Here is an 18,476-nt window from a genome sequence, read left to right as displayed (position 1 = left end):
AATGTACTAGATGTGTGTTAAATTGAGAATTAGTCTACAATGTGTGATAGAGAAGTTTAGTAACACGGAGGGATTGTTTTGGAAAAAATAATAGTGCATGGAGGTAAGCAATTAACCGGTAGTGTAAAAGTAGAAGGGGCAAAAAATGCCGTGCTACCAGTCATTGCTGCAACTCTTTTAGCCAGCAAAGGTACTAGTGTGTTAAGCAATGTACCAAGTCTATCAGATGTATATACGATAAATGAAGTTTTGAAACACTTAAATGCTGATGTCAATTTTGAAAAAGGCATAGTAACTGTTGATGCAACTGGAGATATTAGCTCTGATGCTCCTTTTGAATACGTTCGTAAAATGCGTGCATCGATGGTTGTCATGGGCCCTTTGCTTACACGTACTGGTTGTGCACGTGTAGCTCTCCCTGGTGGTTGTGCCATTGGCTCTCGTCCTGTAGATTTGCATCTAAAAGGCTTAGAAGCAATGGGTGCAACTGTCAAAATTGAAAACGGGTATATTGAAGCAACGACAGAAAAGCTACGAGGTGCTAAAATTTATCTTGATTTCCCAAGTGTTGGTGCGACTCAGAATATTATGATGGCGGCTACACTTGCAGAGGGGACAACCATTATTGAGAACGTGGCTCGTGAGCCGGAAATTGTTGATTTAGCCAACTTTTTAAATCAAATGGGCGCTAAAGTCATCGGTGCCGGAACAGAAGTCATTCGTATTGAAGGCGTAAAAGAATTAACTGCAACTGAACACTCTATCATTCCAGACCGTATTGAAGCAGGAACTTTTATGATTGCAGCTGCAATTACAAAAGGAAATGTATTAGTTGAAGATGCTGTTCCAGAGCATATTAGTTCACTTATTGCTAAGCTCAAGGAAATGGGTGTGCAAATTATTGAAGAAGAAAAAGGCCTGCGCATCATCGGCCCTGAAAAATTAAAGGCTGTCGATGTAAAAACAATGCCGCATCCGGGATTTCCGACTGATATGCAGTCACAAATGATGGTTATTCAAATGTTAAGTGAAGGTACAAGTGTTATGACTGAAACAGTATTTGAGAACCGCTTTATGCATGTTGAAGAAATGCGCCGTATGAATGCTGAAATGAAAATTGAAGGTCATTCTGTCATTATTTCTGGCCCTGCTAAGTTACAAGGTGCTGAGGTAGCGGCAACCGATTTACGTGCAGCAGCAGCGTTGGTGTTAGCTGGATTAGTTGCTGAGGGTTATACGCAAGTGACAGAGCTCAAATATTTAGATCGTGGTTATAACAACTTCCATGGTAAATTAAAAGCTTTAGGTGCTGATATTGAACGTGTTGATAACGAGAAAATAAAAAATACTAATTTAGATATTCTTTTTAAATCTTAAATATCTTTGTAAAGAGTCTAAAGATAGAATAAATAAGTTATTTCTGTTTGCTATTAACTTGTTTCGTCTATAATTTTAGGCTCTTTTTTGTAGTTTGTGTAAAAATTCGTTTCTGTCGGTGCTTGATTTGTGTTATAATTCAAAATGAAATCGTTTTACAACATAGGAGGGGAATTGAGTTTGGGTAAACATATTGGAGTTGACTTAGGTACTGTTAATGTACTAATTCACGTGAATGGAAAGGGTATCGTAATAAATGAACCTTCAGTTGTTGCAATCAATAATAAGACTGGAGAAGTTCTTGCTGTTGGTAAAGACGCACGAGATATGATAGGAAGAACACCGAGTGATATTACCATAGTGAAACCAATGAAAGACGGAGTGATTGATAATTTTCAAATTGTACAAGAGATGCTACATTTCTTCTTGCAAAAACTTAATTTGAAGACTTTTTTTTCGCGCCCTAAAATATTAATTTGTTGTCCTACTAATATTACTTCTGTTGAACAAAAAGCTATTCGTGAAGTTGCTGAAAAAAGTGGCGGAAAGCAAGTTTTCTTGGAAGAAGAGCCGAAAATAGCTGCTATTGGTGCTGGAATGAATATCTTTGAGCCTAGCGGTAATATGGTGATTGATATTGGCGGAGGAACGGCTGATGTCGCTGTGTTATCAATGGGAGATATCGTAACAAGTCGGTCCGTTAAAATTGCTGGGACACAGTGGGATAAAGATATTATGCAATACATAAAAAGAAAATATAACTTATTAATTGGGGAACGTACTGCAGAATCTCTAAAAGTTAATATTGGAACTGCAATTAAGGATATACGTACCGAAACAATGGATGTCAGAGGTCGGGATCTAGTTAGCGGCCTACCTAGTACAATTACTGTAAGTAGCAATGAGGTAGAAGAAGCTATTCATAATTCATTGTACGACATAATACAAGCGGCTAAGCAAGTGTTAGAAACGACTCCTCCTGAATTATCAGCTGATATTATTGATCGCGGAATTATTATGACAGGTGGTGGATCGCTTCTTTATGGATTAGATCACCTAATAGCTGAACAATTGAAAGTACCAGTGTTTATAGCTGACCATTCATTAGAAGTTGTAGCGATTGGTACGGGTATACTACTTGAATCGACTGCTAAAAAAAGACGGCGTTGGTTTTAGAAAAATTCATTGTGAAAATGGACATTTTCGAATGAAAAAGTAAATGTTTTTCCTTAGATGGTTGTTTTATAAAAGGCTTGCTTGAATCTTTATTGTTTTTAGTTGTCAAAGATCAATCGTTGACATATGCGTTATGAGCAGAAAAAGGATTTGGATAGTTTATGAAAAAGATTACTATTTTTGTCAATCTTGATTGAAAAGCTCATGATATCTTATGAAATTATAACGAAGGATCAGGTTGAAAGGAGAAATTAATGTGTTAGGTATTAATGAAATTAAAGAGATTTTACCACATCGATACCCATTTTTGCTGGTGGATCGCGTGCTAGAAGTTGAAGCTGGAAAAACGGTAAAAGCTGTTAAGAATGTTTCTGCTAATGAACCATTTTTTAATGGTCATTTTCCAGAATATCCAGTAATGCCAGGAGTGCTAATTATTGAAGCTTTGGCACAGACAGTAGGTATTGCAATTAACCAAAGTCCGGAAAATAAAGATAAAATTGGTCTTTTTGCAGGTATTGATAGTTGTCGTTTTAAGCGTCAAGTAATACCTGGGGATCAATTGGTCTTAGAAGCAGAAATTATCCGGTTACGTGGTGCGATTGCTAAAGCAAAAGTAGTTGCTAGTGTTGATGGCGATGTAGCTTGTGAAGCAGAGATTATGGTCGCTTTAAGCGATGTATAATAGTGAAAAAAAGTCGGGTTTTATTCCGGGCTTTTTTTATTTGTCTAATATTAACATCTTCTGAAGAAAGTAGCAAAAAGATAAAAATTGATTTTATCCCGTTTTAAGCTAGTTAAAATGAAATATTTTGTAAGAGAAAATAAGGTTTTTAAACAGAAAAGAGCTTGAAAAAGAGATTTTCCTCATTTTACAATAAAATAAAAAAAGGATAAGATAGCTTTAAGCTAAAAGCAATAGGAACGAACGAACTTTTATGATAAACTGAAAGAAGAGAATGATTGTAGGAGTATAGAATGGATAAAAACAAGATCGAAATATTAGGAATTCCTTTTTATAATACAACACAAGCTGGTTTTATTAATGAGCTTATTTTTTGTCATGAGCAGGGTTTACGAAAATTTGTAGTAACAGCGAATCCTGAAATAGTTATGAATGCTAGGAATGACGATACTTTTAAACAAATTTTATTACAAGCTGACTATATTACACCAGATGGAGTAGGGATATTAATTGGTGCTGAAAAATTAGGAACGCCACTCCAAGAGCGTGTAACTGGTTATGATACGCTAGTAGGGGTTTTAAAGGAAGCGCAACAGAAACCACTTAGCCTGTACTTCCTTGGTGCTAAACCTGAGATCTCAAGGGAGCTTAAAAAACGACTATTAATTGATTACCCTGGAATTCGTATTGCAGGTATGCGACATGGATATTTTAATTTAGAAGAAAGCGAACAAATTGTTGAAGAAATAATTCAAACGAAACCAGATTTTATTTTTGTTGCACTAGGTTCGCCTGCACAAGAAAAATGGATTATGGCACATCTTCAACGTTTTTCTAAAGGGATTTTCATGGGTGTAGGAGGCTGTTTTGATGTTCTTTCTGGGAAAGTAAGGCGTGCACCTAAATGGATGATCCAAATGCGTATGGAATGGATGTATCGTTTATTATCTAATCCTTCAAGGTGGCGTAGGTTTATAGCACTTCCAAAATATTTACAAGAAATACAGAAAGAAAAAAGGTTAAGAAAATAGGTGGAGTCCGTGCAAATTATGGAAGTAAAGTTACATCAGCTTAAAATCCCATTAAAAACTTCTTTTAAAACAAGCTATGGAGAAATGGATGCTAAAGAATTTTTACTAATTGAGCTTATTGATTGTGACGGGATTATTGCGTATGGTGAAGTTGAAGCTTTTGCTCGCCCGGATTACACAGAAGAAACGATAGAGACAGCTTATAATATCATAACAACATTTCTGATCCCAGGTTTGCAAAATTGGCAGTTTACTCATCCACAAGATTTTCGTGAAAAATTCAAGTGGATTCGTGGGAATCAAATGGCAAAAGCTGGTATTGAAATGGCGTTGTGGGATTTATATGCTAAAAAGAAAGAGGTTTCTTTACAAGAACTAATTGGTGGGACGAAACAAAAAGTTGCTGTTGGGGTAAGCTTAGGTATTCAGGAAAATGAAACAGCGTTATTAAATACCATTCGACGCTATGTTCAAAAAGGCTATCAGCGAGTTAAATTGAAAATTCAGCCTGGAAAAGACATTCGTTTTATTGCTGCTGCTCGTGAAGCTTTTCCAAATCTTACATTGATGGCAGATGCCAATTCAGCTTATAAAGTGAGTGATATTGTACTTTTAAAAAAACTTGACCAATTTAATTTAGCCATGATTGAGCAGCCTTTTAGTGAAAAAGATTTTATTGACCACGCGGAGCTACAAAAGCAGATAAAAACAGCTATCTGTCTTGATGAAAACCTTCGTTCATTGGAGGATGTTCGTCAAGCTCATTTATTGGGTAGTTGCAAGGCTATTAACTTAAAGCTTGCACGTGTTGGTGGTTATAGTGAAGCTTTGGATATTATCAATTATTGTCATCAAAATAATTTATTAGTATGGTGTGGAGGAATGCTCGAAGCAGGGATTGGTAGAGCGCATAATCTTTTATTAGCTTCAAGAGAAGAATTTGTATTCCCAGGGGATATTTCTGCATCATCGCGTTATTTTGAAGAAGATATTATTTGTGAACCGTTTGAGTTAATAGGAGATAGCTTGCAGGTTCCTAAAGGCTTTGGAATAGGTGTAACATTAAATAATCAAGTAATAAAACGCTTTTTAAAGAATACAAAAACAATGGTTTTAAGATAAGATTGGAGCTGAAATAAGTTTGCTAGTTTGGATAATCATTACATTTTGTGTAGGGCTAATTCTTATTCCACTAACGCGTAAGTTTGCATATTTGGTCAATGCTGTAGATGTTCCAAGGGAACGTCATTTGCATAAGAAAAGCACCCCTACTTTAGGGGGATTGGCGATTTTTATTAGTTTTTCTATTGGTTACTTCTTGGCGCCAATTGATCGCTCTAATATGTTACCTATTTATCTAGGTGCCGTAATTATCATTATTACGGGTCTAATTGATGATCTTATTGAGCTTTCTCCCAAGCTAAAATTAGTCGGGCAGTTATTAGCTGCAATTTGTGTAACTACTTGGGGCCATGTATTAATTAAATTTATCAATATTCCTTTTTATGGGACGATTCATTTTGGTTATTTTGCTGTTCCAATTTCAATTATTTGGATTGTAGCTATTATTAATGCGCTTAATTTAATTGATGGTTTAGATGGCCTTGCAGGAGGAATTTCGATTATTGCCTTAATGACAATTGCAGGGATGGCCTTGCTGCTTAATGATGGCTTTGTCGCACCTGTAGCTTTCTTACTTGTTGTAGCAGTATTAGCTTTTATGTTTTTCAATTTTCCGCCAGCATCGATTTTTATGGGGGATACAGGAGCGCTGTTCTTGGGATATATGATAGGTGTCCTTTCATTGATGGGATTTAAAAATGTGACATTTATCTCGTTACTAGTCCCGTTAATTATTTTAGGTGTCCCGCTATCTGATACTTTTTTTGCTATTATTAGACGGTTAAAAGAAAAGACGCCAGTTACTTCGGCCGATCGTTCTCATATTCATCATCGGTTGATGGCTTTAGGATTTACACCTAAACAAACTGTGTTACTAATCTATTGTATGGCTTTACTTTTTTCAATAGCCAGTTTTATTTTTTCATTTTCAACTACTTGGGGTTCAGTTATTTTATTAATCCTATTATGTTTTTTGATTGAGACAGTTGTTGAATTTATTGGTTTAGTGGGTCCTGACTATCGACCGATTTTAAATGTATTGCAAAAGATTCATCGCAAGCGGTCTTAATGTAATAAATGATTGAAAAAACCACAAAGTAGCCTCTTCACTTGTTTTTAAGAGAAGAGGCTTTTAATTATTTAACAGTTTGTGCTATTGTTCCGCTAACTTCTATTTCTTTTGTTGTATCGTGAGCTGCAAAGAAGAGTTGGTGTTCGCCTGCTGTATTCCATGTTAATTTACCATTTTGATAAGTTCCGCTTCCACTGAGCAAAATATCTGTTGGAGTTTGACCTTTCCAATCAAGAACGTTTACTGTGGTAGCTGTTCCTACATTTCCAATTGGAAGCGAGATTGCTTGGGATGTACCCTTAAGTGTTGTTAGTTTTGTTGCACCTTTTAACGGAGAAAAATCGCTAATCTGGTTATGAGATACGGTAACGGTAGTGAGTTTTTCTAAGTTATTTAATGGTGTTAAATCATTAATTTTATTGTTGTCCGCAACAAAATTTTCTAAATTCGTCAGCGAAGAAAGCACGTTAATGTCAGAGATATTATTTGTTGCTACCTCTAGAGAAATTAATTCAGTTTTATCAGCAAGGGAAGTGAGATCATTAGCATTATTGCCATTTATATTTAAGAATTTTAATTTGTTTAAATTCGTTAATGGCGTAATATCTGTTACGTTATTTTCAGCGAATGATAGATTTTCTAAATTAGTTAGTCGAGCTAATGGCGTGATATCTTCCACATTGTTGGAATCGATAAATAAGTCAGTAAGCGATGTTAAGTTACTGATCGGCGCAAGGTCCTTTATTTGGTTTTCAGATAATAGTAAACCCTTTAAACCAGTTAAGTACTGTGCTCCTTCTAGTGATTTGATTTCTGATCCCGTTGCTATAAGAGTCTCTATTGAAGCCAGCTCTTGAGCATCTGTGGAATCATTCACATCTTTTTTTAACGCTTCTGCAACTAATTTTGCTAAGTTTTCATCAGGGAAAAATTCGCTAATCTTTTTTTCTTCTTGTACAGCGTTTGATGGTTGTGTGGCAGCATGTGCATTTGGTGCTGCTAATGGCAATGCCACCGATGTAGTGAGTAAAGCAGATAAAGCAAACGTGTAAATTATTTTTTTGTTTTTTGTCATAATAAATATCCTCACAATCATTTTTAATTGGTCCCGTTATTAGGAATTGTCTACTTTATTACTTTTTTATAACTATGTACTATCTAGAAGTAATTTCTTCAATATGATCCCCCCTTTTTAGCGATTGATTGTATTTATAAAAAATAACTGTTAATTCAAAAAAATATTTCCGGTTATTTTCATACCAATTTATTAAATTAGTTAAAGAACTAATTATTTGCAATAATATATCATTTATTGAATTTTTTGTCTACTAATATGGTTACAATATTTTTAATGATTGAATACAAAATAAGGATAGAAGTATAATCTAGATAAACAAAAAATTGTGATAGCAGACAGTAAAAAAGCCAAATTTACAAAAGTAAATTTGGCTTTTTTATAGGCTTATAATTAATTTGTCGATTTAGTATTGGACTGCTCCTCTTCACTATAAGGTACGGCGCCTGGGAATGGCTTTTTAATATCTAATTCAGAAGCAAATTCATTTGCTACACTTTGCATAGAATTTTCGTTTAGTTGGTAGTAGTAAATACCATTTTGTGGGGCATCACTACCTTTTAAATTAAGAGATTTAATTTTAACTTTATTGGTCATTGCATATTTAGCGATAGAAAGCATTTGGTTGAAATTAAGGTTGGTTGCCATATTTTCACCAACAGCATCAATAATACTAGAATATTTATTAATTGATGTGATTTTTGTTGCTTCTTCAGCAATAGACTTAATAATTAGTTGCTGTCGTTTACCACGCTCGATGTCACTATCGATATGTCTGGTTCTCGCTAATGCTAAAGCCTGCTCGCCATTTAAGCGTTGATAACCTTTTTTCAATGTGATGGCGCCAGCTTCGTCTTTGGAATTTTGTTCAGTGAAAGATACAGGAACATCAACATTAATACCATTAAGAGCCTTAATAATTTTAAGAAAAGCATCAAAATCAAAGCGTACGTAGTAATCAATAGGGATTTTAAATTGTTCTTCAACTGTTTTCATTGTAAGTTCAGGACCACCATAGGCATGAGCGGCATTAATTTTTGTATATTTATTAATATTTTTTTTCGGGTAATTGATGTGGACATAGGAATCGCGCGGTATACTTGTCATTTCTACACGTGAATCTTTAACATTAAAAGTTGCAAGTATGAGCGAGTCACTTCTTGGATTCCCATCACTAGCGCGTTTTTCGCTTGTATCTACTCCGATAATCAGAACAGAAAAGTTATCTTTAATAGGTGTAATATCTTTTGTTCGTAACGTTGATGCTTCACCGTTGCGGACACTATCATAAGAGCGATCAGCCATTAGTTTTGTTTTGCTAAACAAATAAGTGCCATAACCAACTCCTAATAAAATACACGCCATAACAGGTATTAAAATCCAGTAAAGTATGGTGCGGCGGCGCTTATACTTGTTTGCGCGATGCAAACCACTTCTGTCATTATACATATATAAATTCTCCTTAATGTTGCTTCATTGCTAAACAACAAACATAACTTAAAGTTTATCATGTAGAAGACTTTTGTTTGTTACATTAAATTTACGTTTTGTTTAATTTTGAAAGAATAGCTACAGATAAATCATTTAATTACATTATACAAAAAGTTGATAAAAATAGACATAATAAAATTCCAACCTTGCAAAAATGTAATATTAAGATGGCCTTTTGTTACTATTTAGTGTTATTTTATAGATATAAACGTTATGGAAATTATGGGAATGAAGGTCAAATTCCTGAATACTCTCTTTTAATTCAAAACCCATTTTTTTAAGCAAAGAAATTGAAGCAATATTATCAGGAAGTACTTTAGCGGTTACTTCTTCAAAAGATAACCATTTTTCAATGAGGGATAGAAAATGATATAATACTTCAGACATAATTCCTTGTCGCCAATACTTTTCAGATAGTTCATAGCCGATTTCACAACTGGAACTCTTTTGATCAACATCATTAATGCCAACAGAACCGATTAATTGATTTTGGTAAAAAATGGAGTAGCGACAAGCAAACTTTTCTTTTGAAATCGTTTCAATCATATCTTTAGCTTGTTTCATTGTCATGAAATATTCAATGTTCATAAAACGAGATACAGACGCGTCTGTCCAAATAGTATAAAGTGAAGCTGCATCTTGTAGGACAGTTTCCTTTAAAATAGTACGCACTGTTTTGAATTCAGATGGAATATAAGTAAAAAAATTAGTCGCCATGATTAAAGTATTTCCTCTTCTCGATATTGCTGCCCGTGCTCATCAAATAGAATACGACCATTTAAAATTTCTATCATTTTTTCTTTAAAAATCGTTAAATCATTTTGGTTAACATAAACATAAAGTGTTATCTTTTCTGCAAATTGTTTGTCAGCGATTTGATAATTTTCAAGTGTAAGGAAATTTTCGATTTTGCCAAGCTGTGAATAATCAATCTGAATGGAAATAATGGTTGCAAGCTGTCGTTCGATGATACCAATTTTAGAGCAGGTTTCATTAACGGCATTTCCATATGCACGAACAAGGCCTCCTGCGCCGAGTTTGATTCCGCCAAAATAACGAGTGACAACCGTTACAACATTTTTGAGTTGTTTCTTTTTTAAGATTTCAAGCATAGGATATCCAGCAGTCCCACTTGGTTCGCCATCATCACTAGCTTTTTGGAATTGATCATGATCGCCGATAAGATAGGCGGAACAATTATGAGTGGCATCTCGGTTTGACTTTTTCACAGCCAGTATAAAAGCTTGGGCTTCTTGTTCAGATTCGGCCCGGTCTATCGTACAGACGAAACGAGATTTATCAATAATAATCTCATGCGTACCCTCTTTTTTTATCGTTAAATACTTTTCTAACATTGAGAATCCTCCTATTTTTAACAAAGGATGTGGACTCCTCCTATTTTAGCTGAAAAAGTGTCGATTGTATATCTTTTTTCTGTAGTTAGGGGATATAGATTGATTACGGGATGAAGTAGGAGTAAAATCATGGTATAATGTAAGGTATTATTACTTTAATTTAGGTATAAAGACAAATATCGTATTTTATAATAAGCAAAATGGAGGGTTTTTTGACCTACTTGTTTTATAATAAAAGTATCAGCTTGATGACTAAATTTTGCTTACATTACAGTATAGTTAGGTTAAGAAATGCTTTCAAACAAAGTTATAAAGGGAAAAAGTTAAGCAACTTCGTTTAACATACTAAAAAATAGCTATTTGAAGGAGGTAAATTATTATGACGCTCAAAATTATGGTTGTTGATGATCACCAATTATTTCGAGAAGGAATTAAACGAATTTTAGAGCTTGAGGATTCTTTTGAAGTAGTCGCTGAAGCCGAAAACGGGAAAAATATTATAGCGAAGATTAGAGAATCTAAGCCAGAGATTGTTTTAATGGATCTCAATATGCCTAATGTAAATGGGGCTGATGCAATAGCATTATTGGTGCGACAGTTTCCGGGCATCAAAGTGATTATACTTACAATTCATGAATCTGATGAATACGTAACAAAAGCACTGTCTTCAGGTGCAGTGGGATATTTATTAAAAGAAATGGATGCTAAAGAATTAATAGAAGCAATAAAAATTGTTCGAGATGGAGGTGCTTATATCCATCCAAAAGCGGCTATCAAGTTAATTCGCGAATACAGACACTTAGCTAGTACAAACAATGCGCAAGGTTCGTATGGTTACCAACAACCTGAGGTGAAATTACCAATACCGCTTTTAACACATCGAGAATGCGAAGTGTTGCAATTAATGACTGATGGAAATAGCAATCGAGGCATTGGAGAGACGCTTTTCATCAGTGAAAAAACTGTAAAAAATCATGTGAGTAGTATTCTCCAGAAGATGAGAGTAAACGATAGAACCCAAGCTGTTGTTACAGCAATAAAACGAGGATGGGTCTATATTCGATAAGGAATGCGATATAGTCCAGGGGAAATTTATCTTAGCAATAAAATAACCTTTTAAATTCTATGTGCTTAGTATAGCGCATAGAATTTTTTTTTCAAAATGATTAAAAAAGGATAGTGAATGGTTATAAGTAAGTTTTGAGTGGCGAAAAAATGGTTTTGTCTAAGATGAAAAAGCTTTTTTATAGGTGTAAAGTATAAAATTAGCTTCTGCAACATAAAATTAAACATGGTATAACCGTATTAGGCGAGGTGATAGGAAATGCACACTTGTGGTTATCCAGGAAGGTTGTATTTGAAGGAAGAACTAATCAATGTTAATGGATTTGAAAGTCAAAAAGCGATAGCGAAAAAGAATAAGCATTTACGTTGTGTAAGATGTGGGAATACATCACTAGAAAAATTTGGCTTTATGCCTTGCTTACATTGTGGTCAAGAACATTGTCCTTATTGCCGAAATTGTCTAATCATGGGCAAATTAACAGGATGTACTTCATTGTTTTATAAAAAACCTTTACCGCTACTACCAAAAAAAGATAAATTGCTATTATGGCCAGGAAACCTTTCGCATGGACAAAAAAAGGGTTCTGAAGCAGTTATAAGAGCAGTGGAAGAAAAGATTAATTTGCTGTTATGGGCAGTTGCGGGCGCCGGAAAAACAGAGATGATGTTTTCGGGAATGGAGTTAGCCTTACAAAAAGGCGAGCGAATTTGTTTAGCATCTCCGCGTGTAGATGTATGTATTGAACTATTTCCTCGATTACAGGAGGTTTTCCCAGCAGAAAAGCTTGTTTGTTTATATGGAGATTCGGAGCATGTCTTTGAAGGAGAGCATTTTGTGATTGCAACGACGCATCAATTAATTCGCTTTCAAGGTTATTTTGATACAATTTTTATTGACGAAGTAGATGCCTTCCCTTATGCTAAAGATCCATTATTAGAGTATGCGGTCAATAAAGCTATGAAAGCAAGGAATACACAAATCTACATTACTGCTACTCCGGATGTCAATTGGCAAAAGGAATGTCTTAGAGGCAACCGTAATTTTGTTAAAATTCCTGCACGATATCACCGGTTCTCATTGCCGGTTCCGCGAGTCGTATGGCTTCAAAAATGGGAAGAGAAAGTGAGCCAAGGAAAACCGATTAAAACAATAATAAAGTGGATTGACGAGAAAAGAAATCAGAATTTATCTATGCTTATTTTCTTCCCGCGGATTGATCGTATGCTTAGTTTTGCTAAAATGTTGCAGGAGAAATTCACTTATAACATAGCTACTGTGCATGCAGCAGATCCAAAGCGTAAAGAGAAAGTGATGGCGCTTAGAGATGGGCAAATTAATATTTTATTAACAACAACAATTTTGGAACGTGGGATAACGATCGAAAACATACAAGTAGCTGTTTTTGGTGCCGAACATCAAGTGTTTACTGAAGCTGCACTTGTGCAAATTGCTGGACGTGTCGGTCGAAAAAAAGATTTTCCCACTGGAGATGTGTGCTTTTTTTGTCATGGAAAAACGAGAAGTATAAAAAAAGCAATACGACACATCCAAGAAATGAATCGATTAGGAAAAAGTGAGGGCTTATTAGATGGCTAGCCAACATTGTTTGTGGTGCGGTAAACCGTATAGAATAATGATTAGTTGGAGTTTTAAGAAATGGCTTGTTCCTCATCAACGTATTTGTGAGAGATGTGCTAAGCAACTTGAAGTGTTGAATGAGCCAACCTGTATTCGGTGTAATAAAGCGAATATAGATGGGGAATGTAGGGATTGTCAACGAAGAAAAGAATACTTTATTCAAAAAAACACTTCCTTATATCGTTATAATGATTTTGCAAAAGAATTGATGACTCAATATAAATATCGAGGAGATTATGTGCTTGCAGAGCTTTTTGCACCGCCTATGAAGAAGTTTTTCAAGCAAAGGATGAAAGATTTTATTATTTCACCGATACCACTGGCTGCTAATCGGTTACAAGAGCGTGGCTTTAATCAGGTAAGTGCGATGCTAACGTATGCGAACGTCCCGTATCAATATCTGTTAAAAAGAGATGAAGGCGATAAACAATCAAAACGTACTAGAAATGAACGATTACAAATGATACAAGTATTTCAATTAAATACGACTGATATTCATCATATAAAAGGAAAAAATATTTTTCTTGTTGATGATATCTATACAACGGGCGTCACACTTAATTTAGCAGCAGAGCGATTAATTTTAGCTGGAGCAAAAATGGTTTACTCTTTTACGATTTTTAGATGAAAAATAAAAGTTGAAAAAATTTAGTTTTGTAATTACTTTTTTGTGGAAAAAATAATAAAATAAAGGTAAATATTGTAATATGTAAATGTTTGCAAAAAGCCTTTGTTTGTCATAGACTGAATATAAGGAGAGCAATCTCTTTGTAAGAATTATTGTTTTATCTCAAAGGAGGAATTACTATGCTTAGGTACAACATTCGTGGTGAAAAAATTGAGGTAACTGATGCAATCAGAACTTATGTAGAAAAGAAAGTCGAAAAACTTGAACGCTATTTTACAGAAACTCCTGATGCTAACGTTCACGTAAATCTAAAGGTTTATTCTGATAAAAATGCGAAAGCTGAGATTACCATTCCTCTTCCTAGGCTTGTATTACGTGCAGAAGAAACAAGTAATGACTTATATGCAAGTATTGACTTAGTTGTTGATAAATTAGAAAGACAAATACGTAAATACAAAACAAAAGTTAACCGTAAGTTTCGCGATAAAGAAGCAACACAAGATTATTTTGCTTCTGTTGTTGAGGAAAACGGCGAAATCGAATCAGAAGAAGGCCATGCTGACTTAGAAATCGTAAGAACAAAACAATTTCCATTAAAGCCAATGAGTTCAGAAGAAGCGGTATTGCAAATGAATTTATTAGGACATAATTTTTTTATATTTCTCAATGCTGATACGAATGAGATAAATATCACTTATCTCCGAAAAGATGGTAAGTATGGGTTAATTGAAACGAATTAAAACTTGTTGTCAAGAAAGGATGGGGTGAAATTGCCCACATCCTTTTTTTAATAAAATTTATCTTGGATATATTTTTTCTTTTAGAAGCATGATATAATGATTATTAACTGTAAATAAAATAGTGAACTTTATAGTGTGAATTTTACTTTATAAGTGATAAAATTAATAAGTATAGCATTCATTTTTAATAATTCTATAATTAATATATTAACAACATTTGTGGAATGAAGTAGTGAAATTAGTAGAGGAGAATAAAAAATGGCAAGTATTTTAAAAAAGATTTTTGAATCAGGTAAGAAAGATATTAAGTATCTTGAAAAAAAAGCTGATTTAATTGAAGCTCTTGCTGCTGATACAGCAAAACTTTCAGACGACGAGCTACGCGCTAAAACAGCAGAGTTCCAGGAACGCTTTCAAAATGGTGAAACACTTGATGATTTATTAGTTGAGGCTTTTGCTGTAGCAAGAGAGGGAGCAAAACGAGCGCTTGGCATGTTTCCTTTCCGCGTACAGTTAATGGGTGGAATTGTACTACATGAAGGTAATATTGCTGAGATGAAAACTGGTGAAGGTAAAACATTAACAGCAACACTCCCTGTTTACTTGAATGCACTCTCTGGTGAAGGGGTACATGTTGTTACGGTCAATGAATATCTAGCACAACGGGATGCAACTGAAATGGGGCAGCTTTATAAGTTCCTAGGATTAACAGTTGGGCTAAATCTTAATGCTCTTTCCAGTGAAGAAAAACGTGAACAATATAATTGTGATATCACTTATAGTACGAATAATGAATTAGGCTTTGATTATTTACGTGATAACATGGTTGTATATAAAGAGCAGATGGTACAACGTCAGCTTCCATTTGCTGTTATTGATGAAGTGGATTCCATTTTAGTCGATGAAGCAAGAACGCCATTAATTATTTCTGGTGAAGCAGAAAAATCTACACTTCTTTATGTCCGTGCTAATACATTTGTTACGACGCTAACAAAAGATAAAGATTATACAGTTGACATCAAAACGAAATCCGTTAGCTTGACGGAAGAAGGCGTCGAACGCGGAGAAAAATATTTTGATGTTGAAAATTTATATGATCTAGAACATGCACCTTTCCTACATCATATTGTTCAAGCTTTGAAAGCTAACTATACAATGGCACTTGATGTTGATTATGTAGTTCAAGATGATGAAGTGCTAATTGTTGATCAATTTACTGGTCGTATTATGAAGGGCCGTCGCTTTAGTGAAGGGTTACACCAAGCGCTTGAAGCGAAGGAAGCAGTAACCATTCAAAACGAATCTAAGACAATGGCGACAATTACATTCCAAAACTATTTCCGTATGTATAAAAAATTAGCTGGGATGACTGGTACTGCAAAAACAGAAGAAGAAGAATTCCGCGATATCTATAACATGCGTGTCATTGAAATTCCAACAAATAAAGAAGTTATTCGGAAAGATAATCCAGATTTAATTTATACAACGGTGGAGTCTAAATTTAATGCAGTTGTAGAAGATATTGCAGAACGTCATGCTAAAGGACAACCTATTTTAGTTGGTACAGTTGCTATTGAAACGTCAGAATTGATTTCCAGCAAACTGAAGCGAAAAGGAATTCGCCATAATGTACTAAATGCTAAACAACATGAGCGTGAAGCAGATATCATTAAAGATGCTGGTGAATCTGGAGCTGTAACGATTGCCACCAATATGGCTGGTCGTGGTACGGATATAAAACTTGGTGAAGGTACAGTTGAAGTAGGTGGCTTAGCTGTTATTGGTACGGAACGTCATGAATCACGCCGGATTGATAACCAATTGCGTGGTCGTTCTGGTCGTCAAGGTGATCCAGGTGAAACTCAATTTTACATCTCAATGGAAGATGAATTGATGCGTCGTTTTGGTTCTGATAACATGAAGAGCATGATGGAACGCTTTGGAATGAACGATGAAGCTATCCAAAGCAAAATGGTGAGCCGTGCTGTGGAATCAGCCCAAAAACGCGTTGAAGGGAATAACTTTGATTCTCGTAAACACGTTCTTCAATATGATGATGTATTACGTCAACAACGTGAAGTAATTTATAAGCAGCGTTATGAAGTAATTACTGCTGAAAATAGTTTGCGTGAGATCATTGAGAAAATGATCGGCCGGACAGTGAACTTTATTGTTTCTGCTAATGCAAATTCACACGATTCTTCAGAAGACTGGAATTTACAGGCAATTGTTGATTATGTTGATGCTAACATTTTAACAGAAGGCATTACAGTAGAAGATCTTGAAGGTAAAGATAGCAAGCAAATTGAAGACTTCATTTTAGAAAAAATTAAACATGCTTATAATGAAAAAGAAACGTTGCTTCCAGAAGATGAATTTAATGAATTCCAAAAAGCAATATTACTTCGTTCAGTTGATTCTAAATGGGTCGATCATATTGATGCGATGGACCAATTGCGTGATGGCATTCATCTCCGAGCTTATGGACAAATTGATCCGCTTCGTGAGTATCAAGCAGAAGGTTTCGGAATGTTTGAAGCGATGGTTAATTCAATTGAAGAAGACGTTACTCGCTATATTATGAAAGCAGAAATTAGGCAAAATCTTGAACGTGAACAAGTGGCAAAAGGTGAAGCAGTAAACCCTGGTGAAGGAAAACCAGAAGCAAAACGTCAGCCAGTTCGTGCAGACAAACAAATTGGCCGTAATGACCTTTGCCCATGTGGTAGCGGTAAAAAATATAAAAATTGTCACGGTAAAGAAGCATAAACTTTTTAAAAGAGCTGAATTCGATTGTAAAATCAATTTAGCTCTTTATTGTCATATAAGAACAAAAACAAGTCTGGAAAAAAAGAACAAAATTTTATATACTAAGTTAGTCTTATCATTAAAATTTTGAAAAAAGGTGGAAAAAACAATGGAATTAGCAGAAATTCGTAGTTCATTAGAAACTACAGCGCAGCAAATTAAAGATTTTAGGGGGTCTCTTTGACTTAGAAAATATGGAAGTCAGAATTGCTGAGTTAGAAGATCAAATGCTGGACCCGGATTTTTGGAATGACCAGCAAGCAGCACAAAAAGTTATTAACGAATCGAATGAGTTAAAAGAAGTGTATAATTCTTTTCAGAGTCTAGCTAAACAACAAGAGGATATGGAAATTAGCTTGGAGCTCTTGAAAGAGGAAACTGATATTGACATGCAGCAAGAGTTAGAAGAGGAGCTAATACAATATAAGCAAGATATAGCCAATTTTGAATTGAAGTTGATGTTAAACGATCCTTATGATAAAAATAATGCGATCTTAGAACTTCATCCAGGGGCAGGTGGGACTGAATCACAAGATTGGGGCTCAATGTTACTTAGAATGTATCAACGTTTTGCTGAGAAAAAAGGATTTAAGGTGGAAACGATTGACTATCAAGCAGGGGATGAAGCAGGTATTAAGAGTGTTACGCTGCTAATCAAAGGACATAATGCATATGGCTATTTAAAAGCGGAGAAAGGCGTTCATCGTTTAGTGCGAATTTCCCCATTTGATTCATCTGGAAGAAGGCATACTTCTTTTGTTTCGATCGATGTTATGCCAGAATTGGATGATGATATTGAGATTGAAGTGCGTCCAGATGACTTGAAGATCGATACTTACCGTTCAACTGGTGCTGGAGGACAACATATTAATACAACGGATTCGGCAGTCCGAATGACACATATTCCAACAGGCATTGTTGTTACTTGTCAGTCAGAACGTTCACAAATAAAAAACCGTGAAAAAGCAATGAAAATGTTAAAAGGTAAACTATACCAAAAAGAGCAAGAAGAAAAGGAACAGGAATTGGCGGAAATTCGCGGAGAGCAGAAAGAAATCGGCTGGGGCAGTCAAATTCGTTCCTACGTTTTCCACCCTTATTCAATGGTAAAAGATCATCGCACAGGAATAGAAACTGGGAATACGCAAGCGGTGATGGATGGTGATCTTGATGAATTTGTTAATGGTTACTTACGTTCGCGGATAGGTTAAT

Annotated in this window: 16 protein-coding genes; 12 read left to right on the top strand and 4 right to left on the bottom strand. The window is 35.0% G+C overall.

What is annotated here, in order from left to right:
- Nucleotides 1-78 precede the first annotated feature (78 nt).
- From murA to G6Q10_RS08295, 6 genes are all read left to right on the top strand, one after another.
- The gene (gene murA / locus G6Q10_RS08320; protein ID WP_163655024.1) at nt 79-1,377 is read left to right on the top strand and encodes a UDP-N-acetylglucosamine 1-carboxyvinyltransferase; all 1,299 of its coding nucleotides are present in this window, start codon (nt 79-81) and stop codon (nt 1,375-1,377) included.
- 180 nt (nt 1,378-1,557) lie between these two features.
- The gene (gene mreB / locus G6Q10_RS08315; protein ID WP_163655022.1) at nt 1,558-2,553 is read left to right on the top strand and encodes a rod shape-determining protein MreB; all 996 of its coding nucleotides are present in this window, start codon (nt 1,558-1,560) and stop codon (nt 2,551-2,553) included.
- A 256-nt stretch (nt 2,554-2,809) separates the two neighbouring features.
- Nucleotides 2,810-3,238 (top strand): 3-hydroxyacyl-ACP dehydratase FabZ, encoded by a 429-nt coding sequence (gene fabZ / locus G6Q10_RS08310; protein WP_163655020.1) that lies wholly within the window; start codon nt 2,810-2,812, stop codon nt 3,236-3,238.
- Between the two features lie 293 nt (nt 3,239-3,531).
- A complete protein-coding gene (locus G6Q10_RS08305; protein WP_163655018.1) occupies nt 3,532-4,269 on the top strand; it encodes a WecB/TagA/CpsF family glycosyltransferase in 738 nt (245 codons plus the stop codon).
- A gap of 9 nt (nt 4,270-4,278) precedes the next feature.
- Entirely contained in the window at nt 4,279-5,391 is a 1,113-nt protein-coding gene (gene menC, locus G6Q10_RS08300) for an o-succinylbenzoate synthase (RefSeq protein WP_163655016.1), read from the top strand.
- A 19-nt stretch (nt 5,392-5,410) separates the two neighbouring features.
- Nucleotides 5,411-6,460, top strand: a complete 1,050-nt coding sequence (locus G6Q10_RS08295; RefSeq protein WP_163655014.1) for a glycosyltransferase family 4 protein — start codon at nt 5,411-5,413, stop codon at nt 6,458-6,460.
- 67 nt (nt 6,461-6,527) lie between these two features.
- On the opposite strand, the gene G6Q10_RS08290 is transcribed toward G6Q10_RS08295, so the two are convergent.
- From G6Q10_RS08290 to G6Q10_RS08275, 4 genes are all read right to left on the bottom strand, one after another.
- The gene (locus tag G6Q10_RS08290; RefSeq protein WP_163655012.1) at nt 6,528-7,538 is read right to left on the bottom strand and encodes a leucine-rich repeat domain-containing protein; all 1,011 of its coding nucleotides are present in this window, start codon (nt 7,536-7,538) and stop codon (nt 6,528-6,530) included.
- Nucleotides 7,539-7,931: 393 nt separating this feature from the next.
- The gene (locus tag G6Q10_RS08285; RefSeq protein ID WP_163655010.1) at nt 7,932-8,987 is read right to left on the bottom strand and encodes an LCP family protein; all 1,056 of its coding nucleotides are present in this window, start codon (nt 8,985-8,987) and stop codon (nt 7,932-7,934) included.
- 204 nt (nt 8,988-9,191) lie between these two features.
- Nucleotides 9,192-9,746 carry a GNAT family N-acetyltransferase gene (locus tag G6Q10_RS08280; RefSeq protein WP_163655008.1) on the bottom strand — a complete coding sequence of 185 codons (555 nt, stop codon included), beginning with the start codon at nt 9,744-9,746 and terminating at the stop codon, nt 9,192-9,194.
- A 2-nt stretch (nt 9,747-9,748) separates the two neighbouring features.
- The gene (locus tag G6Q10_RS08275; RefSeq protein WP_163655006.1) at nt 9,749-10,384 is read right to left on the bottom strand and encodes a YigZ family protein; all 636 of its coding nucleotides are present in this window, start codon (nt 10,382-10,384) and stop codon (nt 9,749-9,751) included.
- Between the two features lie 379 nt (nt 10,385-10,763).
- Here G6Q10_RS08275 and G6Q10_RS08270 point away from each other — a divergent pair, with 379 nt between their 5' ends.
- The 6 genes from G6Q10_RS08270 (at nt 10,764) to prfB (ending at nt 18,475) form a co-directional block, all read left to right on the top strand.
- Nucleotides 10,764-11,450: a response regulator transcription factor gene (locus G6Q10_RS08270; RefSeq protein ID WP_163655004.1), complete on the top strand. Its 687-nt coding sequence runs from the start codon at nt 10,764-10,766 to the stop codon at nt 11,448-11,450.
- A gap of 258 nt (nt 11,451-11,708) precedes the next feature.
- Entirely contained in the window at nt 11,709-13,046 is a 1,338-nt protein-coding gene (locus tag G6Q10_RS08265; protein ID WP_163655002.1) for an ATP-dependent helicase ComFA, read from the top strand.
- A complete protein-coding gene (locus tag G6Q10_RS08260; RefSeq protein ID WP_163655000.1) occupies nt 13,039-13,716 on the top strand; it encodes a ComFC family protein in 678 nt (225 codons plus the stop codon). Before G6Q10_RS08265 ends, G6Q10_RS08260 begins: the two co-directional genes overlap by 8 nt.
- A gap of 179 nt (nt 13,717-13,895) precedes the next feature.
- Entirely contained in the window at nt 13,896-14,456 is a 561-nt protein-coding gene (gene hpf / locus G6Q10_RS08255; protein ID WP_163654998.1) for a ribosome hibernation-promoting factor, HPF/YfiA family, read from the top strand.
- Nucleotides 14,457-14,714: 258 nt separating this feature from the next.
- Complete coding sequence (secA, locus tag G6Q10_RS08250; RefSeq protein ID WP_163654997.1) at nt 14,715-17,225, top strand: preprotein translocase subunit SecA; 2,511 nt, start codon at nt 14,715-14,717, stop codon at nt 17,223-17,225.
- 148 nt (nt 17,226-17,373) lie between these two features.
- A protein-coding gene (prfB, locus tag G6Q10_RS08245) for a peptide chain release factor 2 (protein WP_163654994.1) occupies nt 17,374-18,475 on the top strand; the annotation gives its coding sequence in 2 pieces (ribosomal slippage) (nt 17,374-17,445 and nt 17,447-18,475; 1,101 coding nt in all).
- The last annotated feature ends 1 nt before the right edge of the window (nt 18,476 follow it).

Origin of the sequence: Listeria sp. PSOL-1 (assembly GCF_902806445.1) — a bacterium.
GTDB lineage: Bacteria > Bacillota > Bacilli > Lactobacillales > Listeriaceae > Listeria.
This window is presented reverse-complemented; position numbering and strand designations above follow the sequence as displayed.

What these genes read in the sequence shown, in the direction of transcription:
- G6Q10_RS08265 (WP_163655002.1), top strand. Translation starts at nt 11,709, where the DNA reads ATGCACACTTGTGGTTATCCAGGAAGGTTGTATTTGAAGGAAGAACTA.
- G6Q10_RS08290 (WP_163655012.1), bottom strand. Translation starts at nt 7,538, where the DNA reads ATGACAAAAAACAAAAAAATAATTTACACGTTTGCTTTATCTGCTTTA.
- G6Q10_RS08280 (WP_163655008.1), bottom strand. Translation starts at nt 9,746, where the DNA reads ATGGCGACTAATTTTTTTACTTATATTCCATCTGAATTCAAAACAGTG.
- secA (WP_163654997.1), top strand. Translation starts at nt 14,715, where the DNA reads ATGGCAAGTATTTTAAAAAAGATTTTTGAATCAGGTAAGAAAGATATT.
- G6Q10_RS08305 (WP_163655018.1), top strand. Translation starts at nt 3,532, where the DNA reads ATGGATAAAAACAAGATCGAAATATTAGGAATTCCTTTTTATAATACA.
- G6Q10_RS08270 (WP_163655004.1), top strand. Translation starts at nt 10,764, where the DNA reads ATGACGCTCAAAATTATGGTTGTTGATGATCACCAATTATTTCGAGAA.
- G6Q10_RS08260 (WP_163655000.1), top strand. Translation starts at nt 13,039, where the DNA reads ATGGCTAGCCAACATTGTTTGTGGTGCGGTAAACCGTATAGAATAATG.
- G6Q10_RS08275 (WP_163655006.1), bottom strand. Translation starts at nt 10,384, where the DNA reads ATGTTAGAAAAGTATTTAACGATAAAAAAAGAGGGTACGCATGAGATT.
- hpf (WP_163654998.1), top strand. Translation starts at nt 13,896, where the DNA reads ATGCTTAGGTACAACATTCGTGGTGAAAAAATTGAGGTAACTGATGCA.
- G6Q10_RS08285 (WP_163655010.1), bottom strand. Translation starts at nt 8,987, where the DNA reads ATGTATAATGACAGAAGTGGTTTGCATCGCGCAAACAAGTATAAGCGC.